The sequence below is a fragment of the Nocardioides asiaticus genome (genome assembly GCF_040049175.1).
Lineage (GTDB): Bacteria > Actinomycetota > Actinomycetes > Propionibacteriales > Nocardioidaceae > Nocardioides > Nocardioides cheoyonin.
In genome coordinates, this window is record NZ_JBDZDM010000003.1 from 887,629 (window position 1) to 911,749 (window position 24,121).

General features: G+C 72.4%; 24 protein-coding genes and 1 rRNA gene. 4 read left to right on the forward strand and 21 right to left on the reverse strand.

What is annotated here, in order from left to right:
* Positions 1–87: 87 nt before the first annotated feature.
* The 7 genes from ABLE53_RS14870 to ABLE53_RS14900 form a co-directional block, all read right to left on the reverse strand.
* Complete coding sequence (locus tag ABLE53_RS14870) at positions 88–861, reverse strand: pseudouridine synthase (RefSeq protein ID WP_348859752.1); 774 nt, start codon at positions 859–861, stop codon at positions 88–90.
* Positions 854–1,582 (reverse strand): SMC-Scp complex subunit ScpB, encoded by a 729-nt coding sequence (gene scpB / locus ABLE53_RS14875; RefSeq protein WP_348859753.1) that lies wholly within the window; start codon positions 1,580–1,582, stop codon positions 854–856. Before scpB ends, ABLE53_RS14870 begins: the two co-directional genes overlap by 8 nt.
* Complete coding sequence (locus ABLE53_RS14880; RefSeq protein ID WP_348859754.1) at positions 1,575–2,483, reverse strand: segregation and condensation protein A; 909 nt, start codon at positions 2,481–2,483, stop codon at positions 1,575–1,577. Before ABLE53_RS14880 ends, scpB begins: the two co-directional genes overlap by 8 nt.
* Before the next feature lie 2 nt (positions 2,484–2,485).
* On the reverse strand, positions 2,486–2,899 hold the full coding sequence (locus tag ABLE53_RS14885) for a hypothetical protein (RefSeq protein WP_425474879.1): 414 nt from the start codon (positions 2,897–2,899) through the stop codon (positions 2,486–2,488).
* Positions 2,896–3,774, reverse strand: coding sequence for a ParA family protein (locus tag ABLE53_RS14890; RefSeq protein WP_348859756.1), 879 nt, complete (start codon positions 3,772–3,774; stop codon positions 2,896–2,898). The genes ABLE53_RS14885 and ABLE53_RS14890 overlap by 4 nt, the downstream gene beginning before the upstream one ends.
* 351 nt (positions 3,775–4,125) lie before the next feature.
* Complete coding sequence (locus ABLE53_RS14895; protein ID WP_348859757.1) at positions 4,126–4,419, reverse strand: GNAT family N-acetyltransferase; 294 nt, start codon at positions 4,417–4,419, stop codon at positions 4,126–4,128.
* Positions 4,420–4,436: 17 nt separating this feature from the next.
* Positions 4,437–4,658: a VOC family protein gene (locus ABLE53_RS14900; protein ID WP_348859759.1), complete on the reverse strand. Its 222-nt coding sequence runs from the start codon at positions 4,656–4,658 to the stop codon at positions 4,437–4,439.
* Between the two features lie 68 nt (positions 4,659–4,726).
* Between ABLE53_RS14900 and ABLE53_RS14905 the strand changes: the two genes are divergently transcribed.
* Positions 4,727–5,173, forward strand: a complete 447-nt coding sequence (locus ABLE53_RS14905) for a GNAT family N-acetyltransferase (RefSeq protein ID WP_348859760.1) — start codon at positions 4,727–4,729, stop codon at positions 5,171–5,173.
* A gap of 18 nt (positions 5,174–5,191) precedes the next feature.
* A complete protein-coding gene (locus ABLE53_RS14910; RefSeq protein WP_348859761.1) occupies positions 5,192–5,530 on the forward strand; it encodes a cupin domain-containing protein in 339 nt (112 codons plus the stop codon).
* A 44-nt stretch (positions 5,531–5,574) separates the two neighbouring features.
* Here ABLE53_RS14910 and ABLE53_RS14915 read toward each other — a convergent pair whose 3' ends face one another.
* Genes ABLE53_RS14915 through ABLE53_RS14930 form a run of 4 tightly spaced genes read right to left on the reverse strand, consistent with a single transcriptional unit; the run spans position 5,575 to position 11,007 of the window.
* Entirely contained in the window at positions 5,575–8,241 is a 2,667-nt protein-coding gene (locus ABLE53_RS14915; protein ID WP_348859762.1) for a DEAD/DEAH box helicase, read from the reverse strand.
* Positions 8,238–9,197, reverse strand: a complete 960-nt coding sequence (gene xerD, locus ABLE53_RS14920; protein WP_348859763.1) for a site-specific tyrosine recombinase XerD — start codon at positions 9,195–9,197, stop codon at positions 8,238–8,240. Before xerD ends, ABLE53_RS14915 begins: the two co-directional genes overlap by 4 nt.
* A 26-nt stretch (positions 9,198–9,223) precedes the next feature.
* Positions 9,224–10,339, reverse strand: coding sequence for an alanine dehydrogenase (gene ald / locus ABLE53_RS14925; RefSeq protein WP_348859764.1), 1,116 nt, complete (start codon positions 10,337–10,339; stop codon positions 9,224–9,226).
* Between the two features lie 38 nt (positions 10,340–10,377).
* On the reverse strand, positions 10,378–11,007 hold the full coding sequence (locus ABLE53_RS14930; RefSeq protein ID WP_348859765.1) for an NUDIX domain-containing protein: 630 nt from the start codon (positions 11,005–11,007) through the stop codon (positions 10,378–10,380).
* A 51-nt stretch (positions 11,008–11,058) separates the two neighbouring features.
* On the opposite strand from ABLE53_RS14930, the gene pepN reads away from it, so the two are divergent.
* Positions 11,059–13,575 (forward strand): aminopeptidase N, encoded by a 2,517-nt coding sequence (pepN, locus tag ABLE53_RS14935; protein WP_348859767.1) that lies wholly within the window; start codon positions 11,059–11,061, stop codon positions 13,573–13,575.
* A 13-nt stretch (positions 13,576–13,588) separates the two neighbouring features.
* Here the strand turns inward: pepN and pyrG are convergent, their stop codons facing one another.
* From pyrG to ABLE53_RS14975, 8 genes are all read right to left on the reverse strand, one after another.
* Positions 13,589–15,316 carry a CTP synthase gene (gene pyrG / locus ABLE53_RS14940; protein ID WP_348859768.1) on the reverse strand — a complete coding sequence of 576 codons (1,728 nt, stop codon included), beginning with the start codon at positions 15,314–15,316 and terminating at the stop codon, positions 13,589–13,591.
* A gap of 11 nt (positions 15,317–15,327) precedes the next feature.
* The gene (locus tag ABLE53_RS14945) at positions 15,328–16,191 is read right to left on the reverse strand and encodes a copper transporter (protein WP_348859769.1); all 864 of its coding nucleotides are present in this window, start codon (positions 16,189–16,191) and stop codon (positions 15,328–15,330) included.
* A 13-nt stretch (positions 16,192–16,204) separates the two neighbouring features.
* Complete coding sequence (steA, locus tag ABLE53_RS14950) at positions 16,205–17,395, reverse strand: putative cytokinetic ring protein SteA (protein WP_348859770.1); 1,191 nt, start codon at positions 17,393–17,395, stop codon at positions 16,205–16,207.
* Between the two features lie 86 nt (positions 17,396–17,481).
* The gene (recN, locus tag ABLE53_RS14955; protein WP_348859771.1) at positions 17,482–19,239 is read right to left on the reverse strand and encodes a DNA repair protein RecN; all 1,758 of its coding nucleotides are present in this window, start codon (positions 19,237–19,239) and stop codon (positions 17,482–17,484) included.
* The gene (locus tag ABLE53_RS14960; RefSeq protein WP_425474884.1) at positions 19,232–20,155 is read right to left on the reverse strand and encodes an NAD kinase; all 924 of its coding nucleotides are present in this window, start codon (positions 20,153–20,155) and stop codon (positions 19,232–19,234) included. Before ABLE53_RS14960 ends, recN begins: the two co-directional genes overlap by 8 nt.
* Positions 20,156–20,214: 59 nt before the next feature.
* Positions 20,215–21,063, reverse strand: a complete 849-nt coding sequence (locus ABLE53_RS14965) for a TlyA family RNA methyltransferase (RefSeq protein ID WP_348859773.1) — start codon at positions 21,061–21,063, stop codon at positions 20,215–20,217.
* A gap of 12 nt (positions 21,064–21,075) precedes the next feature.
* Positions 21,076–21,264 carry a hypothetical protein gene (locus tag ABLE53_RS14970; protein WP_348859774.1) on the reverse strand — a complete coding sequence of 63 codons (189 nt, stop codon included), beginning with the start codon at positions 21,262–21,264 and terminating at the stop codon, positions 21,076–21,078.
* 10 nt (positions 21,265–21,274) lie between these two features.
* Positions 21,275–22,294, reverse strand: coding sequence for an HAD-IIA family hydrolase (locus ABLE53_RS14975; RefSeq protein ID WP_348859775.1), 1,020 nt, complete (start codon positions 22,292–22,294; stop codon positions 21,275–21,277).
* 58 nt (positions 22,295–22,352) lie between these two features.
* Here ABLE53_RS14975 and ABLE53_RS14980 point away from each other — a divergent pair, with 58 nt between their 5' ends.
* Positions 22,353–23,471 (forward strand): DUF1015 family protein, encoded by a 1,119-nt coding sequence (locus ABLE53_RS14980; protein ID WP_348859776.1) that lies wholly within the window; start codon positions 22,353–22,355, stop codon positions 23,469–23,471.
* Here ABLE53_RS14980 and ABLE53_RS14985 read toward each other — a convergent pair.
* Positions 23,449–23,838, reverse strand: a complete 390-nt coding sequence (locus ABLE53_RS14985; RefSeq protein WP_348859777.1) for a single-stranded DNA-binding protein — start codon at positions 23,836–23,838, stop codon at positions 23,449–23,451. The two genes, ABLE53_RS14980 and ABLE53_RS14985, sit on opposite strands and share 23 nt — an antisense overlap.
* A 163-nt stretch (positions 23,839–24,001) precedes the next feature.
* A 5S ribosomal RNA gene (gene rrf / locus ABLE53_RS14990) occupies positions 24,002–24,118 on the reverse strand.
* Positions 24,119–24,121 lie beyond the last annotated feature (3 nt).

A 24,121-nucleotide genomic window follows, 5' to 3' on the forward strand; every position in this document is an offset into this window, starting at 1 on the left:
CGCCGGAGTGGTCCGGCGTCGTCGTGCTCATCGCGTGCGGCATGGCGCCGAGCGTAGGGGCGGGGCCGACGGGTGTCACGTCGTTATTCACAGACCGGTGCTGTCGAGCAGCTCGCCGAGCTCCTCGGTAGTCAGCTCGCGGTGCTCACCCGACGCCAGCCCGGCGAGCCTGACCGGGCCGATCCGGGTGCGCGTGAGCCGCCGGACCGGGTGGCCGACGTGGTCGAGCAGCCGTCGCACGATCCGGTTGCGGCCCTCGTGGATGACCAGCTCCACGATCGACTTCTCCTTCGTCGCCTCCACGACCCGCGCCCGCGAGACGGTCACGGGCCCGTCGTCGAGCGTGACGCCCTCGCGCAGCTGCTTGATCGTCCGCGGGTAGACCTGCCCGGCCACCTCGGCGACGTACGTCTTGTCCACCTCGTACGACGGGTGCGCCAGCCGGTGGGCGAAGTCGCCGTCGTTGGTGAGCAGGATCAGCCCGGAGGTGTCGGTGTCCAGCCGGCCGACGTGGAAGAGCCGCTCGGGCCGGTCGGCGACGAGGTCGGCGAGCGCACGACGCCCCTCCGGGTCGCTCATCGTCGACACCACGCCGCGCGGCTTGTTGAGCGCGAGGTAGACCTTGCCCGAGATCGGCGGCAGCCGCCTGCCCTCGACCCGGATGACGTCCCGCGCCGGGTCGACCTTGGTGCCGAGGCGGGTGACGACCTCGCCGTTGACCTCGACCTGGCCGTCGAGCATGAGCTCCTCGCTGCGGCGGCGGGACGCGACCCCGGCGAGCGCGAGCAGCTTCTGCAACCGGATCCGGCCCTCGTCGTCGAGGGGCAGGTCGCGGGCGGCGCCGTTCTGCTGATCACTCACCCCCGGATTCTCCCGCACCCTCCTCCGCGGCGTCGGCGGCGGGGACCTCGGACGTCTCCCCCGCCTCGTTGGGCGGCGCGGCAGCGACCATCTCGGACAGCTCGTCCTCGAGGTCGTCCATCTCCGGGAGGTACGGCGCGAGCTCGGGCAGCTCCTCGAGCGAGGTGATGCCGATCCGCTCCAGGAAGTAGCCGGTCGTCCGGTAGAGATGGGCACCGGTCTCGCCGTCGTGCCCGGCCTCCTCGACCAGCCCGCGGGCGAGCAGTGTGCGCATCACGCCGTCGACGTTGACCCCGCGGATCGCCGACACCCGCGCCCGGCTGACCGGCTGCTTGTAGGCCACCACGGCCAGGGTCTCGAGCGCGGCCTGCGTGAGGCGGGCCTGCTGCCCCTCGAGCACGAAGCCCTCGACCACGGCGGCGTACTCCTCGCGGGTGTAGAACCGCCACCCTCCCGCGACGTTGCGCAGGTCGAACCCGCGGCCCTGGTCGGTGTACTCGGCGGAGAGCTCCTCCAGCGCAGCGACGACCTCGTCGACCGGGTAGCCCGCGGCGGTCGCGAGGGTCGCCGCGTCGAGCGGCTCGTCGGCCACCATCAGCACCGCCTCGAGCGCGGGACGCAGCTCCGCGAGGGGTACGGCGAGGGCCTCCTCGGCCGGCTGCTGCTCGCTGGTCTGCTCGTCGGTCTGCTCGTCGGTCTGCCCGTCGGTCTGCTCAGTCATCGCTCTCCTCCATCACGTCTCCCGCCTCCGTCGCGGCTGCTGCCTGCGCATCGTCGGCTGCCGGAGGCTGCCCCTCGAACTCGTCCTGGATGAGCTCCTCGACGTCGGCGTCGTCGTCACCGGTCCAGCGGATGGTGAGCTCGCCGAACGGGCTCATCTGGTCGAACGACACCGCACCCTCGCGGAAGAGCTCGAGCAGCGACAGGAACCGAGCGACCGTCGTCAGCGTGTCGGGCGAGTCGCCGCACAGAGCGCGGAAGGTGGCGGTGCCGGAGCGGCGGAGCCGGTCGACGACGATCGCGGCCTGCTCCCGGACGCTCACCCTCGGCGCGTGGATGTGGGTCAGGGTGAGCTCCGGCGGCCCGGGCTTGGGCGCCATCGCCTTCGCGGCGAGCTGGGCGAACTGGTCGAGCCCGATGCCGATCAGGACCTCGGGCAGCAGGCCGGCGTACCTCGGCTCGAGGGTCACCGACCGCGGATGGCGCTTGCTCTCGGCGGCGAGCCGCTGCTCGAAGAGGGCAGCGACCTGCTTGAAGGCCTTGTACTGGAGCAGCCGGGCGAAGAGCAGGTCGCGCGCCTCGAGCAGCGCGAGATCCTCCTCGTCCTCCACGTCGCCCTGGGGCAGCAGCCGGGCGGCCTTGAGGTCGAGCAGGGTCGCGGCGACCAGCAGGAACGACGAGGTCTGCTCGAGGTCCCAGACCTCGCCGCCGGCCTTCACGTGGGCGATGAACTCGTCGGTGACCTTCGCCAGTGCCACCTCGGTGATGTCGAGCTTGTGCTTCGCGATCAGGCTCAGCAGCAGGTCGAAGGGGCCCTCGAAGTTGTCCAGCCGGACGGCGAATCCTCCGGCAGCCTCCGCGCCGGCGTCGGCCGCGCCCGCCGAGGTGTCCGTCCCGGCCACGCTCACTCTCCCGCGAGCCGCTGCACCAGGGCGCTGTCCTCGCCGTGGGCCTCGAGGTCGGCGAGCACGATCGCCACCGCCTCGCGGACGAGCCGGCCGCGGTCGACGGCGAGCCCGTGGCTGCGCCGCAGCGAAAGCCGGGCGTGCTCGAGATCGAGCAGCTCCTCGGAGGTGATGTAGACGGTCATCTTCTCGTCGTGCCGCACCCGCCCGCTGGAGCGCCGGCTCCGCTTCGCGGGAGCCTCGGTCTCGGCGGCGGTCTGGCCTGCCTCGGGGACCGCCCGCACCCGGCGTACCGGCTGCTTCTCCTGCTCCTCGGCGGAGCCCTCGGAGCCGGACTGGGGCCGGTTCTGGGCCCGACTCTGGGCCTGGTCTGCGGTGGGGCGGAAGAGGTCGTCGGCGGCGGGCAGTCTCACGCGTCGCGCTGCCACCGGGCCAGCACCTCCTTCGCGAGCTGGCGGTAGGAGTCGGCACCCTGGCTGGTGGCGGCATACGTCGTGATCGGCTCGCCGGCCACCGTCGAGTCCGAGAACTTCACCGTACGCCGGATGACGGTGTGGAAGACCGTGTCGCCCCAGGCCTGCACCAGCCGCTCCATCACCTCGCGGCTGTGCAGCGTGCGGCCGTCGTACATCGTCCCGAGCACGCCGTCGACGTGCAGCCCCGGGTTGAGCCGCTCCTGGACCTTGTCGATGGTCGTCTTGAGGAGCGCGACACCGCGGAGCGCGAAGTACTCGCACTCCAGCGGCACGATCACGCCGTCGGACGCCGTCAGCGCGTTGACCGTGAGGAGGCCGAGCGACGGCTGGCAGTCGATGAGGATGACGTCGTAGGTGTCGAGCGCCGGCTTGATCACCCGCTGCAGCGTCTGCTCGCGGGCGACCTCGTGGACGAGCTGCACCTCCGCTGCCGACAGGTCGATGTTGGCGGGCAGCAGGTCGACGCCGTCGATGCCCGAGCTCACGACGACCTCGTCGAGGGTGACGTCGCGCTCCATGAGCAGGTTGTAGACGGTCAGGTCCATCTCGTGGGGGTTCATCCCCAGCCCGACCGACAGCGAGCCCTGGGGGTCGAAGTCGACGAGCAGCACCTTGCGGCCGTACTCCGCCAGCGCCGCGCCGAGGTTGATGGTCGTGGTGGTCTTGCCGACCCCACCCTTCTGGTTGCACATCGCCACGACCCGGGCCGGCCCGTGCTCGCGCAGCGGGGGCGGCTCCGGGAGGTCGGGCAGCGGGCGGCCGGTCGGGCCGAGCTCCGGCTCCCGGACCGGGGTGTCGAAGGGCAGTGTCACGTGTAGCTCGCTTTCCAGAAGCTGATCAGCACGGGGCTGGGCGACAGGGACGGGGCCGTCGGTGGGCCGGCGTACGGTGGGCGGGATCTCGGAGGCCGCGGACCCCATGCCCACACCGGGCGGTTGACCCGTACCGTCGCTCATCGCTACCCCCTAGCGCGAATCCGGGAGGACATAAGTCGACTCGGCGACTTGTGGCCCGATTTCGGGCGACTGTAGAGCCGCCCGATTCGCCGTCACAAGGCGTAGGTGGATTCCCCCAGGCTCGCCCGGAAATCTGTTGATGAACTGTGCACGAATCCCCCGACAACCCCACAGGTGCGGGACCGGCTGTGCACGGCCCTGTGGATATCAGGACCTCTTGTGCACGAGGTCCTGATAGTCGGGGTGCTTGGCGATCCAGCCCTTGATGAACGGGCAGAGCGGCACCACGTCGCGCGTCCCGTCGGCGCGCACGTCGTCGAGCGCGGCGCGCGCCAGGGCGCTCCCGACACCGTGGCCCTCGAACTCGTCGCCCACCTCGGTGTGGAGGAACACGATCGCGTGCTCGCTCAGGCCGTAGACCGCCATGCCCGCCAGCTTGCCGTCGAGCCAGGCCTCGTAGCGGTTCTCGGCGGGATTGTTCTTGACCTCGACGTCGCTCATGGCGTCGAGCCTAGTGGCTACCCGGGGACGCAGAACTCGTTGCCCTCCGGGTCGGCCATCGTGATCCAGTGGAGAGCGCCCTGGGCGGCGTCCCAGAGCCTCGTCGCACCGCGGGCGAGGAGGCGATCGACCACCTCGGCCGGTTCGTCGTCGCCGATGCCTAGGTCGAGGTGCGCCCACCACGCCGCCAGCGCGTGCGGCTCGCTCGAATCGATCGTGATCTGGAACGTGTACGCCATGGCCGCAACGTAACGCTGCCTGCGGACAGCTCCGCTCCGCATTGCTCCTCGGCCCTAGGGTTGCGCCCGTGCAGCTGATCTTCCGGAATGCGACCAAGGACGACCTGGAGCGGATCGTGGCACTGATCGCGGACGACTCGGTGGCGGCGGAGCGAACCGGAACGTACGGCGAGCCGCACGTGCGTGCGTTCGAGGCGATCGTGGCCAGCCCCGACAACGAGCTGGTCGTCGCCGAGCTCGACGGCGAGGTCGTCGGCACCGCACAGCTGACCTACATCCCGGGCATCTCACGCAACGGGACGACCAGGCTGCTCGTGGAGGCGGTCCGGGTGGCTGCCGAGCGGCGCGGCCTGGGCATCGGCCGCGCCCTGATGGAGCACGCGCACGCGCGCGGCCGGGCACGCGGCCGCGGAATGGCCCAGCTGACCTCCGACAAGGCCCGCCCGGACGCACATCGGTTCTACCGCGCGCTCGGCTACGGTCAGACCCACGAGGGGTTCAAGCTCGCCCTCTGACCCGGCACAGGAGGCGCCATGCGCATCGTCACCCTCGCCGACCTCGACTGCCGCGGCATCGACGAGTTCGACAGCCGGAGTTTCACGATCGCCGCCTTCGGCCGCCTCGCCGACGGCCACGTCGCCGTGGCCCACCTCGGCACCGACGGCGTGATCGGCCGGCACGACGCGGCAGGCCCGCAGGCGCTGGTCCCCATCATCGGTGTCGCGGTGGTCAGCGGTGCCGATGGCGAGCGCCAGGAGATCGGCCCGGGACGGGTCGCGGTGTGGAGCGCCGGCGAGTCCCACGAGACGCGTACGGCGACCGGGCTCACCGCCCTGGTCGTCGAGGGTGACTGGCTCGCCGGACCGCCCTGAGCCAGGCCGCCACGCTCAGCCCAGTGCGACCCTGGGCGCACGGGTCACAGCCGGCGCATCACCACGGTCGCGAGCACGAGCTCGCCGGTCTCGTCCGAGGCGTCGAGGTCGGCGACCGCCTCGATCACCCAGTCGTGGTCGCCGGCCGGGTCGTCGAGCGTCTGGGTCACCCGCCACAGCCGGGCCTCGCGGCCCGCCCACTCGGCGGAGTCCTCGTCGGCCCCCGCCGGTACGCCGCGCACGGCCTCCCAGGAGAGCCAGCGCGGCGAGCGCGCGTCGGCGTCGATGCCGACCCGGTCATGGTCGGCGTAGTAGTCCTCGAGCGCCTCGTCCCACGACGAACGCGTCATCACGACCTCGCGGGGCGGCTCCACCCGGTCGGCCGCGGCGCGCTCGATCGCCATGAGCGCGTCCAGGTCGTCGCGGGCGACGGCGTCGACCCGCGCCCACATGGCGTTGCGGACCATCACCTCGAAGGCGCGGGACTGCTGGGAGATCGGCCGCGGGTTCGGCGGCGGCTCGTGGTGCGCGACCGTGCCCGGCACGTGGGCGGGGTCGTTGAGCGCCTCCCACTCGTCGAGCAGCGAGGAGTCGGTCTGCCGGACGGTCTCCCCCAGCCACTCGATCAGGTCCTCGAGCTCCGGTGTCCGATGCTGGTCGGGCACGGTCTGTCGGAAGGTCCGGTAGGCATCGGTGAGGTAGCGCAGCACCAGCCCCTCCGAGCGGGCGAGCTGGTAGCGGCGTACGAGGTCGGTGAAGGTCATCCCCTGCTCGTACATCTCCCGTACGACGGACTTCGGGTCGAGTGCGTCCTCCGGGAGCCACGGGTGGGACCGCCGGTAGACCTCGTAGAGCGCCTCGAGCCGCTCCGCCATCGGCCGCGGCCAGGTGACGTCCTCGAGGAGCGCCATCCGCTCGTCGTACTCGATCCCGTCGGCCTTCATCTCCTCCACCGCCCGTCCGCGCGCCTCGTACTGCTGCGCGAGCAGCACCTGTCGAGGTGCCTCGAGCACCGCCTCGACGACCGACACGATCTCGAGGGTGTACTGGAGTCGGTCGCCGGCGCTCCCCTCCGGCTTCGCCTCCGGCGACTCGGGGTCGAGCGTGTCGAGGACTGCCAGCGCGAAGTGCGCGAGCGGCTGGTTGAGCGCGAAGTCGGCGGGCAGGTCCTCGGTGAGCACGTAGCGCCGGCCGAGCTCGTCGGGCTCCTCGAGCCGGGTCAGCACGCCGGACCTCACCAGCGAGCGCGCCAGCCGTACGGCGCGGCGCGCCAGCCGGAGCTGCTGCCGACGCGGCTCGTGGTTGTCGAGCACGAGCCGCCGCATGACCGGGAAGGCGTCCTCGTCGCGCGCGACGACGTTGAGGATCATCGCGTTGTCGACCTTCATCCGCGACGACAACGGCTCGGGGTCCCCGTCGACGAGCTTGGTGAAGGTCGCCTCCGTCCACACGACGGTGCCCTCGGGCGGCTTCTTGAGCTGGGCCTTCGCGTTCTTCTTCCCGGCGGCCCGACGCTCCTCCGCCTTCGTCTTGGCCTTCTCGTTCTCGATGACGTGCTCGGGAGCCTGTACGACGACGTAGCCCTGCGTGTCGAAGCCCGCCCGGCCCGCGCGCCCGGCGATCTGCAGGAACTCGCGGGTGCGCAGCACCCGCTGCCGCCGGCCGTCGAACTTCGAGAGCCCGGTGAACAGCACCGTCCTGATGGGCACGTTGATGCCGACGCCGAGCGTGTCCGTGCCGCAGATGACCGTCAGCAGCCCGGCCTGGGCGAGCTGCTCGACCAGCCGGCGGTAGCGCGGCAGCATCCCGGCGTGATGCACGCCGATCCCCTTGCGGAGCAGCTTGGACAGCGTCTTCCCGAAGCCCGCCGCGAAGCGGACCGGCTCAAGTCGGCGCCGCAGCTCCTCGGCCGCCTCGGGCGACGGCTTCACCCAGCCCGCGTGGAGCAGCGAGGTGGCGTGCTCGACCGCGTCCTTCTGCGTGAAGTGGACGACGTACGCCGGCGCCTGGCCCGTGGTGACGAGCTCCTCGAGCGTCTCCGCCAGCGGGGTCATCCGCCACTCGAAGGACAGCGGAACGGGCCGTTCCGCCTGGTCGACCAGCACCGTCTCCCGGCCGTTGCGGCGGGTCAGGTCCGTCGCGATCGCCGAGGTGTCCCCCAGCGTCGCGGACATCAGCAGGAACTGCGCCTGCGGCAGCTCGAGCAGCGGCACCTGCCAGGCCCAGCCGCGGTCGGGCTCGCCGTAGTAGTGGAACTCGTCCATGATCACGAGCCCCACGTCGGCGCGCGAGCCCTCGCGCAGCGCGATGTTGGCGAGGACCTCCGCCGTACAGCAGATGACCGGCGCGTCGGCGTTGACCGACGCGTCACCCGTCAGCATCCCGACGTTGTCCGCGCCGAAGACCGCACACAGGTCGAAGAACTTCTCCGAGACGAGCGCCTTGATCGGCGCCGTGTAGAACGACACCCGGTCGGAGGCGAGCGCCGCCGCGTGGGCGCCGGTCGCGACGAGCGACTTCCCCGAGCCGGTCGGCGTCGCGAGGATGACGTTCGCGCCGCCGAGAAGCGCGATCAGCGCCTCGTCCTGGTGCGGGTAGAGCTCCAGCCCCCTCCCGGCCGCCCAGGTCGACACGGCGTCGTACACCTCGTCGGGCGTCGCCCCGACCGGCGGCACCCAGGTGCCGCCCACCGAGCCCGTCGAGACCGTCATCGCGCCCGAGGATGGGCGGTGGCGAACACCTCGCGCAAGTTGTCGACGGTCACGAGCGTGTAGATCTGGGTCGTGGTCACCGAGGCGTGGCCGAGCAGCTCCTGGACGACGCGTACGTCGGCACCGCCGTCGAGCAGGTGGGTGGCGAACGAGTGCCGCAGGGTGTGGGGCGAGACATCCTTGGTGATCCCGGCCCGCTCGGCCGCCTTGGCCAGGACCGCCCATGCCGACTGCCGGGAGAGCCGGCCGCCGCGGGCGTTGAGGAAGAGCGCACCGCCGGTGGTCGAGCGTGTTGAGGCACCGGCGGCCAGCGCCGGACGTGCCCGGGAGAGATAGGCCTCGACCGCGTGCCGGGCGTAGGACCCGATGGGCACGAGCCGCTCCTTCCCGCCCTTGCCGTGGAGGAGGACCGTGCCGTCGGTGAGGTCGAGGTCGTCGACGTCGAGACCGACCGCCTCCGAGATCCGCGCGCCGGTGCCGTAGAGCACCTCCAGCAGGGCGCGGTCACGCAGCGCCAGCACCGTCTCCGGAGCGCCGGCCGCCTCCAGGATCGCCTCGACGTCGGCCAGCGGCAGCGCCTTCGGCAGCCGCTTGGCCGGCCGCGGCGGCTTCACTCCCCCGGCCGGGTCCAGCTTCGCCAGGCCGTCGACGACGGCGAACCTGTGGAAGCCGCGTACGGCCACCACAGTGCGCGCCGCCGAGGTCGCGCTCAGCGGCGGATGGCCTCCGGGAGAGCCCGGACCGTCGGGCCCTGGCTCGCCCTCGCGCAGACGGACCAGGAAGTCGCTGACGATCGCCTCGGTGACCGAGTCCAGGTCGTCGAGCCCCCGCGAGGCGAGGTACTCGGCGTACCGCCGCAGGTCACGCCGGTACGACGCCAGGGTGTTCGCCGCGAGCCCGCGCTCGACCGAGAGGTGGTCGAGGTAGGTGCGTACGGCCCGCTCGATCCCGGTCACCGGCCCCAGCCCCTCGGGCCCTGCCCTCAGGCGAGCACCGACTCCACGGAGACGGCGTCGATGCCGACCGCGGCACCGACCGGCGCGCTGGTGAGGACCCCGGCGTGGGTGTTGAGCCCCTTCGCCAGCGCCGCGTCGTCCTTCAGCGCCTGCTGCCAGCCCTTGTTGGCCAGCGCCACGGTGTAGGGCAGCGTGGCGTTGGTCAGCGCGTACGTCGAGGTATTCGGCACCGCGCCGGGCATGTTGGCGACGCAGTAGAACGTCGAGTTGTGGACCTGGTAGGTCGGGTCGTCGTGCGTGGTCGGGTGGGAGTCCTCGAAGCAGCCGCCCTGGTCGATCGCGATGTCGACGAGGACCGAGCCCGGCTTCATCTCGCTGACGAGCTGGTTCGACACCAGCTTCGGCGCGGCGGCACCCGGGATCAGCACGGCGCCGATCACGAGGTCGGCCTGGCGGACCTGCTCCTCGAGCACCAGCTTCGAGGAGGCCAGCCCGTGGACCTGGTTGTCGTAGCGCCAGAACGACATCCGGAGCTTGTCGAGGTCGGTGTCGAGCAGCGTGACGTCGGCGCCCATCCCGAGCGCGATGTTGGCGGCGTTCTGGCCCGAGACGCCGGCGCCGATGATGACGACCTTGGAGTTGGCGACGCCGCCGACGCCGCCCATGAGGACGCCACGGCCGCCCTGCGCCTTCATCAGGTTGTAGGCGCCGACCTGGGGTGCCAGGCAGCCCGCGACCTCCGACATCGGGTAGAGCAGCGGCAGCGCACCGGAGGACAGCTGCACCGTCTCGTACGCGATCCCGGTGACCTTCCGTGCCAGCAGCTCCTCGGTCAGCGGCTTGTCCGCGGCGAGGTGGAGGTAGGTGAAGAGCACCTGCCCCTCGCGCATGCGGGCGTACTCCTCCGCGACCGGCTCCTTGACCTTCAGGACGAGGTCCGCGATGCCCCAGGTCTCGTCCGCGTCGGGCAGGATCTTCGCTCCGGCGGCGGCGTACTCCTCGTCGGCGATCGACGACCCGACGCCCGCCCCCTGCTGCACGAACACCTCGTGGCCGTGCGAGGTGAGCTCGTGCACGCCGATCGGGGTGATCGCCACGCGGTACTCGCGGTTCTTGACTTCCTGGGGGACGCCGATCTTCATGAGGCCAGAGTCTAGGGCGTACGCCGCCGCGGTCCGCGTCAGCCCCGGTCGCGTCGCCGCAGGGCGTCGTAGGCGAGAACCGCGATGGCGAGCGGGCCGTCGGTGGCGCGGCCGTCGAGGACCGCGTCGACGATCTCGTCGACCGGGAGCCAGAGGACCTCCATGTCGGCCTCCTCGTGCTCGAGCACGAAGTCGCCGCGGTCGACCGGCCGGAGGCCGCGCGCAAGGAAGTACTGGATCCGCTCCTCCGAGATCCCCGGGGACGAGTACGCCGTCGCGAGCGGCTGCCACTCGGCCGCGGCGTAGGCCGCCTCCTCGCGCAGCTCGCGCTGCGCCACGTCGAGCCCGTGCTCCCCCTCGGCGTCGATCAGCCCGGCCGGGAGCTCGACGAACCGGCGCCGGGCGGGATGGCGGTACTGCCGCAGGCACAGCACCCGGTCCTCGTCGTCCACCGCGAGCACGACGGCCGCCCCGGGGTGCTCCACCACCAGCCGGCGGAACGGCTCCTCGTCGGTGTGACCGGGACGGTTGATCCGGTCGGCACGCAGCGCGACGACCCAGGAGTCCCGGTGGAGGTCGGTGCTGTCGGCGACCGGCCAGGCCTCGTCGACGTCCCAGTGGCCGTCGGGAGTCTGGTCGGACCAAGGGGCAGACACCGGCTCGGACATGCCGCGAGACTACCGTGCACCCATCACCGTCCCTCGCCCCGGAGGCTCCCTGTGACGCAGACCGCGCCCCGTCCGACCGACCAGCCCGCCAGCCTCACCCTCGACGAGGCGGTCGCGCGGGCGGCGCTCCTCGACGTGGAGCGGTACGACGTCGCGCTCGACCTCACCGGCCTCCTCGACGGCGACACGCTCACCACCACCTCGATGATCACGTTCACCTGCTCCGAGCCGGGCGCGGCCACCTTCGTCGACTGCGTCGCCGAGCCGGTGGTGGCGACCCTGAACGGCGCGCCACTCGACCTCTCCACGGCGGCGGACGGCCGGATCCCGCTCCCCGCGCTCGCCGATCGCAACACGCTCGTGGTCACCTCGCGGCAGAGCGACACGGGCTCCGGCCGGGGCGTCCTGCGGACCGTCGACCCCTCCGACGGGCTCGTCTATGTGTGGACCACGTTCGAGCCCGACGACGCCCGGCGGCTGTGGGCCTGCTTCGACCAGCCCGACCTGAAGGCCGTGCACGCGTTCACCGTCGACGCCCCCGCCTCGTGGCTGGTCATCAGCAACACCGCACCCGCCTCGGTGACCCGCAAGACCTCCACCGACACAGGCCAGGAGGCGCGGACGTGGGTCTTCGAGGAGACGCCGCGGCTCTCGCCGTACGTCGTGGTGGTCAACGCAGGCCCCTTCCATGAGATCCGCGCCGAGCGCGGCGGCTACGACCTCGGCCTCTACTGCCGCCGGTCCCTGCGCCCCCTCCTCGAGCGCGACACGGACGAGCTGCTGGCGGTCACCGAGCACGGGCTGGCCTGGTTCGGCGTGAGGTTCGGGATGCCGTTCCCGCAGCGCCGGTACGACCAGATCTTCGTCCCCAACATGGGCGGCGCGATGGAGAACTGGGGCGCCGTGACCCACAGCGACATCATGCTGCCCCGCTCCGAGCCCACCCCGACCGACCGGCTCCAGATCGCCGAGGTCGTGCTCCACGAGATGGCCCACATGTGGTTCGGCGACCTCGTCACGATGCGCTGGTGGGACGACCTGTGGCTCAACGAGGCGTTCGCCACCTGGGCGGCGGCGTGGGCCCAGGCCGCGATGCCGGCGTACGCCGATGTGTGGGCGGCCCTCGCCGTCGGGCGCAAGCGGATGGCCTACCAGACAGACCAGACGGCGGCCACGCACCCGATCCGCGGCACGGTGCCGAGCGTCGCGGACGCGCTGGCGAACTTCGACGCGATCACCTACAGCAAGGGCATGAGCGTGCTGCGCCAGCTCCATGCGTACGTCGGCGAGGACGCCTTCCTCGCGGGGCTGCAGCAGTACTTCCGCGACCACGCCTGGGGAAACACGGTGCTCGAGGACCTGATGACGGCGGTCGGCAAGGCCGCCGGCCGAGACCTGTCGGGCTGGACCGACGCGTGGCTCGACCACGCGGGCACCGACGTGGTCGCCCTCGAGACCGACCGCCCCGGCGCGGGCCAGACCGGTGGCACCGGTGGCGCCACTGGCACGGTGACGGTGACCAGCCCGGACGAGCACGCCCCGCGCCCCCACCGGCTCGACGTCGCCTCGTTCGCCGACGACGGCACCCTCGTCGCCGTGACCGAGCTGACCCTGGACGAGCCTGTCTCGAGCGTCGAGCTGCCCGACGCGGCCTGCCACCTGCTCAACGCCGGCGACCTGACCTTTGCGGCGACCCGCTCGGACGCAGCGAGCGAGACCTGGCTGCGGGAGCACGCCGGGCGGCTCCCTGACGTACTTTCCCGTGCCTTGGCCGTCAACGGCGCCTGGGACCGGCTCTTCCGCGGCGAGCTCGGCGGCGCCGAGCTGGTCGACCGGGTCTGCGCGGTCCTGCAGACCGAGCGCAACCCGTACGTCGTCGGCCCGTTCCTCGACCTGGCCTCGATCGCCGCAGAGCGATGGACCGCGCCGGCCGCCGTGGAGGCGCAGCGGGCACGCGTGGCCGAGACGGCGCTCGGCCTGGCCGACGACCCCGCGCTCCGCCTGCCAGCACTGCAGACGCTCGCCCGCCACGCCGGCTGCGACGACCAGTTCGACGTCGTCGAGGCAGCCGCCGCGGACGACGTCGACCTCGCCTGGCGGCTGATGGCGCGGCGCGCCGAGCTGGGTGAGTACGACGGCGACGCAGCCGAGGCTCTCCTCGCCCGCGACCCCGACCCGGACGCCTGGGTGAGCGCCCTCGTCGCCCGTGCCGCGGCCCCCGACCCGGAGGCGAAGGAGGCGGTGTGGCAGGCGGTCATGGTCGAGGACCGGGTGCCGCGGACCGAGGCGCTCTACGCGCTCGGCACGCTCTTCTGGCGGCCCGGCCAGCGCGACCTCCTCCGGCCGTACGCCGGCCGCTACCTCGCTGCGCTGCCCGAGCTGCGCGGCAGTCTGCTGAGCATGGGCGTCCAGCTGACCCGGATGTATCCGGCCGCCGTCGCCGACGAGGCGTTCCTCGCGGAGGCGCGCCGACTGGAGGCGGATCCTTCGCTCCCCGACTTCGTCCGCAAGGGACTACGGGAGCTCGACGACGTCCTCGCCCGGCAGCTCGCCGCCCGGGCCCTCTGAGCGCGAGGCGGCCTCACGCCTCCTCGGTCACCGCGTCCGTCTCCAGCGGCCCGAGGACGTCGTCGGGCTCGCGGTGGAGCTTCGACTCGTCGATCGGGAAGCGCTGCGCCCGCTGCTGCTGAAGCGCGGCGCTGATCAGGCCCTTGAAGAGCGGGTGCGGCCGGGTCGGCCGCGAACGGAGCTCGGGGTGGGCCTGGGTGGCCACGTAGTACGGGTGGGTCTCGCGAGGCAGCTCGACGAACTCGACCAGCTCGTTGTCCGGCGAGAGGCCGGAGAAGACCATCCCGGCTCCCTCGAGCTGCTCGCGGTAGGCGTTGTTGACCTCGTAGCGGTGCCGGTGGCGCTCCTGGATGAGCGTCTCGCCGTACGCGTCGGCGACGATCGAGCCCTTCTTGAGCTGGGCGGGGTAGAGCCCGAGCCGCATCGTCCCGCCGAGGTCACCGGCGCCCTCGACGAAGGCGAGCTGTTCGGCCATCGTCGCGATCACCGGCTCCGGCGTGTCGGGGTCGAACTCGGTCGAGTCGGCCTTCTCCAGGCCGAGCACCCTGCGGGAGAACTCGATCACCATGCACTGCAGGCCGAGGCAGAGCCCGAGCGTCGGGATGCCGTGGGTGCGGGTGTAGGTCAGCGCGCCGAGCTTGCCCTCCAGCCCACGGATCCCGAACCCGCCGGGGACGCAGACGGCGTCGACGTCATGCAGGTTCCTCGCCGCGCCCTCGGGGGTCTCACACTCGTCGGAGGGGATCCAGCGGATGTTGACCTTCGCCTCGTTGGCGAACCCGCCGGCGCGCAGGGCCTCGGCCACGGAGAGGTAGGCGTCGGGCAGGTCGATGTACTTGCCGACGAGCGCGACCGTCACCTCCTCCTTCGGGTGGTGGACCCGGCGGAGCAGGTCGTCCCAGACGGTCCAGTCGACGTCACGGAACGGCAGGTCGAGCCGGCGTACGACGTAGGCGTCGAGGCCCTCGCGATGGAGCACCTTCGGGATGTCGTAGATCGACGGCGCGTCCGGCGCGGTGACCACGGCGTCGTCGTCGACGTCGCACATGAGCGCGATCTTGCGCTTGATCCCCTCCGGCAGCTCGCGGTCGGCGCGGCAGACGATCGCGTCCGGCTGCAGGCCGAGCTGTCGCAGCGCGGCCACCGAGTGCTGGGTGGGCTTGGTCTTGAGCTCCTTCGAGGGCCCGATGTAGGGCACCAGCGAGACGTGGACGAAGAAGACGTTGGCGCGACCGATCGCCTGCCGGGTCTGGCGCGCGGCCTCGAGGAACGGCAGCGACTCGATGTCGCCGACGGTGCCGCCGATCTCGGTGATGACGACGTCGACGTCGTCGCCGTCCATCGCGAGGATGCGGTCCTTGATCTCGTTGGTGATGTGCGGGATCACCTGGACCGTCTCGCCGAGGTAGTCGCCGCGGCGCTCCTTGGCGATCACGTTGGAGTAGACCTGCCCGGTGGTCACGTTGGCGATGCCCTGCAGGTCGGTGTCGAGGAACCGCTCGTAGTGACCGATGTCGAGGTCGGTCTCGGCCCCGTCGTTGGTGACGAAGACCTCGCCGTGCTGGAACGGGTTCATCGTGCCGGGATCGACGTTGAGGTACGGATCCAGCTTCTGCATGGTCACGCGGAGCCCGCGCGAGCGGAGAAGGCGGCCGAGGCTCGAAGCCGTCAGACCCTTCCCGAGAGAGGAGGCGACGCCCCCTGTGACAAAGATGTGCTTCGTTGGGGTCCCCGACTTCATGGACCTCAATCTTATCTCAGCGAGGTGATTCCGCCGAACCCTGACGCGCCGAAGCTACCGCCCAGCCTGTGCACCTGCCGGGCCAGCGCCAGCGGCGTCGCGACCTGTCCCATCGTGGTCTCGACGCCGTCGACCGAGGCGAACCAGCCGTCCCACTTCTGCGCCCTCAGGACCTTGAGGTCGCCCGTCGCCGAGGCGCTGTCGCCGACCGCCACGAGGCCGTCGGCGGCCCGACCGAGCCCGCGGACGAAGGCCGGCAGCACAGTCTCGTCGACGTGGTCGCCGAGCACGACGAGGACCAGCCTCGCCGGTGCGCTGCTCTGGCTCACCTTCACCAGCTTCGCGGCGACGAGCGTCTTCGACGCCGTCTGCTGGTCGGCGGTGTAGGCGCCGATCGTCACGTGGGCGGCGTACGTCGCGCCGACGACCTGGCCCAGTCGCTCGTAGGTCGTCAGTCCGCGAGCCACCCGGCCGGCGTACTGACCGGCGAGCCGGCTGCTGATCGTGTCCGCGAAGGTCTTCCGGGACGTGTCAGCGAGCGTCGGCTGGACGTCGACGACGCTCCCGATCGACCCGCCGGCGGCCTTGACCTGGGCCACCAGCGCCGCCACCCGCTCCTCGGCCCCGGGCATCGCGACCACTGCGACCCGCTGACCGCTGAGCACGCCCGACGTGAGCGTCGGGCCGACGCTGCGGGCGAAGTCCGAGCCGAGGTCCGCCTGCGCACGGACCGCCTCCGGCACCACGGAAGCGGCGGTCGTCGAGCGGTCCGGCGCGGCGTGGCCGAGGTCGCTCAGCGGGCCCCCGCCCACGGCGATGCCGACCGCGAGGGCGCCGCAGACCGCCACCACCGAGACGACGTTGCGGCGGATCACCTGGCTGCCTCCGTCACGAGCCGCCCCCTGCGTCACTGACCCGGTCGAGGAGCTGGTGGAGCTGCTGGCCGAGGTGGTGGTACCAGTCCTGGCCGACGTCGGTCGTCGCGACCGCTGCTGCGACGACGAGGAGGCAGACCAGCAGCGCCAGCAGCAGGTGGCGCTTGCGGACCCTGCCGGAGTAGAGCGTCGGGACGGTCGCGGCGTCGACGAGCGTCGGCCCGAGCGCGAGCCGGGTCAGGTAGGTGCTGGCGAGACCCGGTCGCTGGTGCTCGAGGAAGTCGGTGAGCGTGGCGCTCATGCCGACCCCGACCACCAGCCGCGGGTGGTGGGCGTGGACGAGCAGCAGGGCGGCGTCCTCGGCCGCGATCGCGGAGACGAACCGGGCGGACTCGACGGCCATCCTCTCCAGCGCCTCGGTGACCGGCGCGGCCGGCAGTGTCCCCGGAGCGACCACCACGTCGCGGGCCGCCTTCAGCGCCCTGCCGCCCGGCAGCGCGTCGGCATCGGGGCCAAGGACCACCACGTCGGCGCGGAGCCCTTCCCGCTGCAGCAGGTCGACGGCACCGCCGACGGCGACCAGGACCGGGTGCTGCTCCTTGACGAAGGAGCGCAGCCCACGCAGCTGGGCGGCCGAGTCGGGATGCTCGACCACGACGACGACCGGACGGTCCTCGACCCGGGTGCCGAGGCGCGGGACCCCGGCGCTGTGCAGCAGCACGTCCTGCTCCCGCCGGAGCAGTTCGGTGCTGTTGTGGGTGAACGTCTCGAGCTGGGCGCTCATGCCTGCCCGGGCGCGCTCCATCTCCTCGCGCACGAGCGCCAGGTCGACCTCGCGGCCCTCCGTGAGGCGCTGCTCACCGTCGTAGACCTGACCCTCGTGGATCCGCACCCGCCGCCCGTCGGCCAGACTGCTGTAGCCGCCCTCGCCGATCCCGTCCAGCATGAGGACGCCGGCCTCCGCGAGCATCTCCGGGCCGCGGTTCGGGAACCGTCCCGACACCATCGGCCGCGCGTTGACGACGGCGACCACGCCGGCGTCGATCATCGCCTGGGCGGTGTTGCGGTCGAGGTCGGTGTGGTCGATGACCGCGACGTCGCCGGCGCGGAGCCGTGGGAGCAGGGCCCGGGTGGGTCGCTCGGCGCGGAGCGTTCCACGCACCCCGGGGAGCACGGTGGCTATCTGGCGCGTCGGGAATCTCATGGCGCGTCCATCTTCACACCGGCTGCGGGCCGGTCCCGGCAGCGGCGCTCCGGTGTGTCGGCGGGCTCGACGGCCCGTGATCCCGGTCAGGCCTCTGGACGGGCGGACCGTGCGACCTCGAGCAGCTCGCGGGCGTGGGCCAGCGCGGTGTCGGACTCTGTCAGCCCGGCCAGCATGCGGGAGAGCTCCCGCTCCCGGCCCTCGTCGTCGAGCACGGTCAGCCCCGAGCTGGTCACGGAGCCGTCGCTGCTCTTCTCCACGGCCACGTGGGTGTCGGCGTACGCCGCGACCTGCGGCAGATGGGTCACGACCAGCACCTGCGCGTTGCGCGCGAGGCGCGCCAGGCGGCGGCCCACCTCGACCGCGGCGGTGCCGCCGACTCCGGCGTCGACCTCGTCGAAGACGAACGTCGGGACCGGGCTGGTCCCGGCCAGCACCACCTCGATGGCGAGCATGACGCGCGACAGCTCTCCCCCGGACGCGCCCTTGTTGAGGGGCCGCGCCTCGGCGCCGGTGTTGGCGGCCAGAAGCAGTTCGACGTCGTCGGCGCCGGACGAGCCGTAGCGCACCCAGCGTCCGTCGACCCGCAGCGGAGCGTGCGGCTCGTCCTCGGAGGCCGGCGGATCCGTCTCGCGCTGGCGCACCTCGACGGAGAGCCGGGCGTGCGGCATGGAGAGACCGCCGAGCTCGGCGGTGACCTCCTCGGCGAGAGTGCCCGCGGCTTCGCGGCGCGCCACGGACAGCGCGTCGGCGGCCTCCGCCAGCTGCGCGCGCAGGCCGGCCCGCTCGGAGCGCAGCTCCTCGATCCGGTCGTCGGTGCCGTCGAGCTCGAGCAGCCGCTGCGCGGCCTGCTCGGCCCAGGCCAGCACGTCGTCGATGGTGTCGCCGTACTTCCTCGTCAGGGCCGTCAACGCTGCGCGTCGCTCCGAGACCGCAGCCAGGCGGGTCGGGTCGGTCTCGATGCCGGCGGCGTACGACGCCACGTCGGCCGCCACGTCGGAGAGCAGGTAGGTGATCTCGGCGAGCCGGTCGGCAAGCGCCCCGGCCTCCTCGTCGTGCTCGCGCACACCGTCCAGCAGCCCCCGTGCCGCGGCGGCGGCACCGAGGGCGTCGGGACCGCCCTGCTCGGCGGAGAGCGCCTCGCGCGCCTGCTCCCCCGCCGCACGCAGCGTGTCGGCGAAGCCGAGCCGGGACTCCTCCGCGGCCAGCGCGGCGTCCTCCCCCGGCTGCGGCGCGACCTGCCCGACCTCGCCGAGCCCGAAGCGGAGCAGGTCGGCCTCCCGTGCCCGCTCGCGGCTGTGGGTGCTCACCTCGGCGAGCTCGGCCTCGACGGCCTGCAACCGGTGGTACACGGACGCGTACGCCGCCCGCAGCTCTTCGAGGCGCGAACCGCCGAAGCGGTCGAGCGCCTCCCGTTGCGCGGGAGCCTGGAGCAGTCGATGCTGGTCGGACTGGCCATGGACGGCGACCAGCGGTGCTGCCACGTCGGCGAGGGCCGTCACCGGGACCGCAGCGCCGCCAACGAACGCTCGAGAGCGGCCCTCGGCCGCCACCGAGCGGGCGAGCAGCACGCGGCCGTCCTCGACCTCTCCGCCTGCCTCGTCGACAGCGGCGGCGAAGGCGTCGAGGGCACGGGCGTCCACGACGCCCTCGACGCGCGCCGCCTTGGCACCCTTGCGCACCGCCCCCGCGTCGCCGCGACCGCCGAGCAGCAGCCCGAGCGCGGTCACGATCATCGTCTTGCCCGCACCGGTCTCACCGGTGATGACGGTGAGACCGGGCCCGAGCTCGAGGGTCGAGGACTCGATGACACCGAGCCCCGAGATGCGCAGCTCCTCAAGCATGCTCGCCCCCTCCCGCCGTACGCCGTCGCTCGGCCGCGCCGCGCCAGCCCTCCACCGGCAGGCCGAACTTGCGGACCAGCCGGTCGGTGAACGGCGCCTGGTGGAGCCGCACCAGGCGCACCGGCGACCGCCCGCGGGTCACCTCGATCCGCGCCCCGGGCGGCAGGTCGATCGAGCGCCGGCCGTCGCACCACAGGACGCCGGCGCTCTCGGTACGGTCGATGACCTCGACCGCGAGCACCGAGGTCGGCGCGACGACCATCGGCCGCGCGAAGAGCGCGTGCGCGCTGATCGGCACCATCAGGAGCGCCTCGACCGCGGGCCACACGATCGGGCCGCCGGCGCTGAAGTTGTAGGCCGTCGACCCGGTCGGGGTCGCGCACACGACGCCGTCGCAGCCCCACCGCGACAGCGGCCGGCCGTCGATCTCCACGACCACCTCGAGCATCCGCTCCCGGGCCGCCTTCTCGACGCTCGCCTCGTTGACGGCGAACGTGCGGAAGACCTCCTCGCCGTCGCGGAACACCCGCACGTCCAGCGTGAGCCGGTCCTCCGCGGCATAGCGCCGATGCACGATGGCGTCGATGGTCGACTCGACGTCGTCGTACTCCGCCTCGGCCAGGAACCCCACGTGGCCGAGGTTCACGCCGAGCACCGGCGTCCCGTCGGCGTGGGTGATCTCCGCAGCGCGCAGGATCGTCCCGTCGCCGCCGATGACCAGCGCCAGCTCGCAGCCCGCGCTGGCCTCGCTCTCGTGCTCGGCCAGCTCGATCGCCGGGTCGTACGCCGTCGGCTCGACATCGAGATCGCGGGCCTCCGAGGCGAGCATCCTGACCACGATCCCGTGGTCGGCCAGCGACTTCGCGCAGGCCATCGACACCTCGCGCGCCTCGCCACGGCCGGTGTGGGTGAGCATGAGGACCTTGCGCCCCCCGTCCTCCCCGGGGGCGCTGGCGCTCGACACGTCGTGCTGGCTCACGGGTCAACCCTCTCAGACGGCGCCGACACGTCACGGAGACCCGCGGTGGCGACGACGTCCCGCTCGATCTCCTCCGCGGAGATCGTCGGCTCGCCGCGGCGGAGCCAGAGGAAGAACTCGATGTTGCCCGACGGCCCCGGCAACGGGCTGGTCGTGACGGCCCGGGCCCCCCAGCCACGCCCGGCCGCAGCGTCAGCGACGGCGTTGACTGCCTCCGCCCGGAGCAGCGGGTCCCGGACGACGCCGCCCTTGCCGACCCTGTCCTTGCCGACCTCGAACTGCGGCTTCACCATCAGTGCCAGGTCACCGTCCGGCGCCGTCACCGACAGCAGCGCGTCGAGCACGAGCGCCAGCGAGATGAAGGAGAGGTCCCCCACCACGACGTCGACGGGCTCGCCGATCAGCTCGAGGCTGACGTCGCGGACGTTGGTGCGGTCGTGGACGACGACGCGGGGGTCCTGCTGGAGCGACCAGGCCAGCTGGCCGTAGCCGACGTCGACGGCGACGACCTCGCGCGCGCCGTGACGCAGGAGCACGTCGGTGAAGCCACCCGTCGATGCACCCGCATCGAGGCAGCGACGGCCCTGGACCGACAGGCCCAGCGGCTCGAACGCGGACAGCGCCCCGGCCAGCTTGTGGCCACCGCGCGAGACGTAGTCGGGTCTGCCGGGGTCCTTCGTGACCAGGATCGCGACATCCGTGGTCACCCCGGTCGCCGGCTTGGTCGCCCTGACCCCGGACACGGTCACCCGGCCGGCAGCGATGAGCTCAGTGGCGTGCTCGCGCGAACGGGCCAGCTTGCGGCGTACGAGCTCCGCGTCCAGGCGCAGGCGGCGTGGCGGCACCGACGCCTCCGCTCAGGACCCGGGTGTCGTGTCCAGCGCCCGCCGGAGCTGCTCGTGGGCCCGTTCGAACACGGCCACGTGCTCCTCGATCGGGCGATCGTCGAGGCCGTCGAGGGGCTCGAGGACGGCGTCGACCGCGGGGACCCCGGTGCGCACCGGGTCGGCAGCGGGCTGCGCTGCGGGCTGCGACTCGTCGGTCATGTCGTCGAGGTTACAGTCCGCCGGAGCCGCCGTCGGCGACCGGCACGTCGAGTCCCGAGATGTCGGCGGGTCTGCCGGAGTCGTCGAGGTACGCCCAGGCGGCGGTCGCCACCACCCGCCACCAGTCGGCGACGTCGCCGTCACCCTTGACCTCGAGCCGCGCGCCGACGACCGAGGCCCGCCAGCCGCCGAGCGTGGCGACTCCGTCGTCGAGGGTCGGCACAGGGTGCTCGGCGGAGAGCCCGTCGAGGTCGGGCGAGAGGTACGTCGGCCGCAGCCCGGGCGCGGCCGCGACGAGCTCGGCCGCGGTGGTCACGCCGGTCATCACCAGCAGCGACGGCACCCCGGTGTTGTGGGCGCCCGCGATGTCGGTGTCGAGGCGGTCCCCCACCATCAGTGGCCGCTCTCCGCCGACCCGCCTGATCGTCTCGTCGAGCAGCGGGCGGGCCGGCTTACCGGCCACGACCGGGTCGACGCCGGTGAACCGCCGGAGCGTCTCCACGAGCACTCCGTGCCCCGGCGCCGGCCCGTACGGGGTGGGCAGCGTCATGTCGGTGTTGCTGGCCACCCACCACAGGCCGTCGCGCACCCGGACGGCGCCATGCATGATGTCCTTCCACCGCACCTCCGGGCCGTAGCCGGTCACCAGAGCGTCCGCATCGTCCTCGACCGTGACCGCGACAAGGCTCTCCTCCGAGAGCGCCTGAAGCAGCCCCTCCGCGCCGAGGACAACCACGCGGGCTCGCTCGCCCAGCCGGTCCCGAAGCACACGCGCCGCCGCCTGGGCCGACGTGACGACGTCCGAGCGGGTCGCCGACACGCCCAGCTCGGTCAGGTGCTCGGCGACCGTGTCGGGCGGCCGGGACGCGTTGTTCGTGATGAACGCGACCCGCATGCCCGCACCGCGGGCGGCGGACAGCGCCTCCGGCGCACGTGGCACGGCCACCCCGCCGACGTAGACCACCCCGTCGAGGTCCAGCATCGCCAGGTCGTAGGCCTCGCAGAGCGGCCCCGGGGACACTTCCAGCACCCGCGCCTCCTTCTCCTCACGTCGGGATCGGTCACCATCGGCACCCTACGATGGCTGGATGGACGACAGTGCCGTGGTCATCCCGCCGTACGTCTCCGGACCGCTGCGACTCGAGCCGTTCCGAGCGCTGCGCCTCAATCCGGCCCGCGTCGGCGACCCGGCCTCGGCACGCCTCTACGCCCGGCCTTACCGCGGGGTCGCGGCCCGCCTGACGAGCTGGCTCGAGCGCGGCGACCTAGTCGAGGACGCTGCCCCCGCCCTCTACGTGCACGAGTACACCGAGGCGGGTCTCACGGTCCGCGGTGTCGTCGGCGCTCTCGACGTCTCACGGCGGGCGACGTGCGTCGAGGACGCCGCCGTGCTTCCCCACGAGGGGATCCACCCGAAGCAGGCGGACGAGCTCGCCGACCGGATGCAGGAGATGGCGCTGAATCCCGCCCCCATCCTCCTGCTGCAGGACTACCCGCAAGCCGCACGGGACGCGCTGTCAGCGGTCATCGAGCGGGAGCCGGACCAGGCCTTCCGCGACCGCGGCGACCAGCATCACCGGATCTGGGCCGTCCACGAGCCGAGCACGGTCGCTGCCCTCAACACCGCCTGGCAGCCGACCCGGGCCCTGATCGCCGACGGGCACCACCGGTACGCCGCCTACCTCCGCGTGCAGGCACGCTGCCCCGGAGGTCCTGCGGACCACGGCCTTGCCATGCTCGTCGACCAAGGGGCGACCCCGCTGCACCTCGGTGCCATCCACCGGGTGCTCCAAGGCGTGACGCTCGACGACCTGCGCCAGGCGGCACACGCCCTCGACCTGCCCTGGAAGGACGGCGATCGGGAGGCCGCGCTCGCGACGCTAGACCCGTCCACGCTCGTCGTCGGCGATGGCAGCAGCTGGGCCAGCGTCCTCCTCCCGGCGCACGCACGCAGCGCGGTCGACTACCTCCACGACACGCTCGTCCCCGCGCTCCGGCGGGGACCCACGCGAGTCCGTCACCATCACAGCGTCGAGGACACCATGCGGCACGTACGCCGTGGGCGCGACACCGCTGTCCTGCTTCCAGCGCCGACACCGACCCAGATCTGGCGCACCGTCCTCGCGGGACGCCTGCTGCCCGAGAAGGCCACCTCGTTCCAGCCGAAGCCGCACCCCGGCGTCCTCATCCGGACCCTCCGCGCCTGACCATCTTCGCCGTCAGCACCTCCACCTCCGTCATCGACTGCGTGCCGGCGCCGGACCGGAAGAACCGTCGCCGCAACGCACCGCGCAGCTCCACGACGTCGCCGACCGCCCACGAGGCGGCCTGCTTGCGCGTCCGCGCCGACCAGGTGTGACAGTCGATGGCGTCCACGCGGCGCCGTCCGCCCGAGCCGGCCGCATCCAGCCGATGCACCACCACCCGGAAGCTCGTGAGCACGTCGCCGCTCGGCATCTCCCGGTCCACGGGGGCAGCGGAGATGCGCCCCACAAGATGGACCTCATTCACCGACGCCAGGCCGACCGTCGGATCCTCCGCCGGGTCCTGGACCTGCTTCTTCTTCGTCACCACAGGTGATCACCTCCGCGAGGATCCTTCCCGCCGGCCCTGACCCTCACGCGGCGTCGCAGGAGTGCCTGTGGAAAGCGCAGCACGGACCGATCGTGTGGACGGGAAGCGGCCCGAAATAGCAGCAGCGCCGACCTGATCAACAGGTCGGCGCTGCGCAAAGTATGTCCGGCGGCGTCCTACTCTCCCACAGCCTCGCGGTTGCAGTACCATCGGCGCTGAAAGGCTTAACTTCCGGGTTCGGGATGGGACCGGGTGTTTCCCTTTCGCTATGGCCGCCGTAACT

Bases quoted from the DNA above. Each gene is read 5' to 3' on its own strand.
- ABLE53_RS14915 (WP_348859762.1), bottom strand. From the start codon at position 8,241: ATGACGGTCTCGACGGGCTCGGTGGGCGGCACCTGGGTGCCGCCGGTC.
- ABLE53_RS14970 (WP_348859774.1), bottom strand. From the start codon at position 21,264: ATGACCGACGAGTCGCAGCCCGCAGCGCAGCCCGCTGCCGACCCGGTG.
- ABLE53_RS14900 (WP_348859759.1), bottom strand. From the start codon at position 4,658: ATGGCGTACACGTTCCAGATCACGATCGATTCGAGCGAGCCGCACGCG.
- ABLE53_RS14930 (WP_348859765.1), bottom strand. From the start codon at position 11,007: ATGTCCGAGCCGGTGTCTGCCCCTTGGTCCGACCAGACTCCCGACGGC.
- ABLE53_RS14980 (WP_348859776.1), top strand. From the start codon at position 22,353: ATGGACGACAGTGCCGTGGTCATCCCGCCGTACGTCTCCGGACCGCTG.
- recN (WP_348859771.1), bottom strand. From the start codon at position 19,239: ATGCTTGAGGAGCTGCGCATCTCGGGGCTCGGTGTCATCGAGTCCTCG.
- pyrG (WP_348859768.1), bottom strand. From the start codon at position 15,316: ATGAAGTCGGGGACCCCAACGAAGCACATCTTTGTCACAGGGGGCGTC.
- steA (WP_348859770.1), bottom strand. From the start codon at position 17,395: ATGAGATTCCCGACGCGCCAGATAGCCACCGTGCTCCCCGGGGTGCGT.
- ald (WP_348859764.1), bottom strand. From the start codon at position 10,339: ATGAAGATCGGCGTCCCCCAGGAAGTCAAGAACCGCGAGTACCGCGTG.
- ABLE53_RS14960 (WP_425474884.1), bottom strand. From the start codon at position 20,155: ATGCTCACCCACACCGGCCGTGGCGAGGCGCGCGAGGTGTCGATGGCC.
- ABLE53_RS14895 (WP_348859757.1), bottom strand. From the start codon at position 4,419: ATGAGCGACGTCGAGGTCAAGAACAATCCCGCCGAGAACCGCTACGAG.
- scpB (WP_348859753.1), bottom strand. From the start codon at position 1,582: ATGACTGAGCAGACCGACGGGCAGACCGACGAGCAGACCGACGAGCAG.
- ABLE53_RS14910 (WP_348859761.1), top strand. From the start codon at position 5,192: ATGCGCATCGTCACCCTCGCCGACCTCGACTGCCGCGGCATCGACGAG.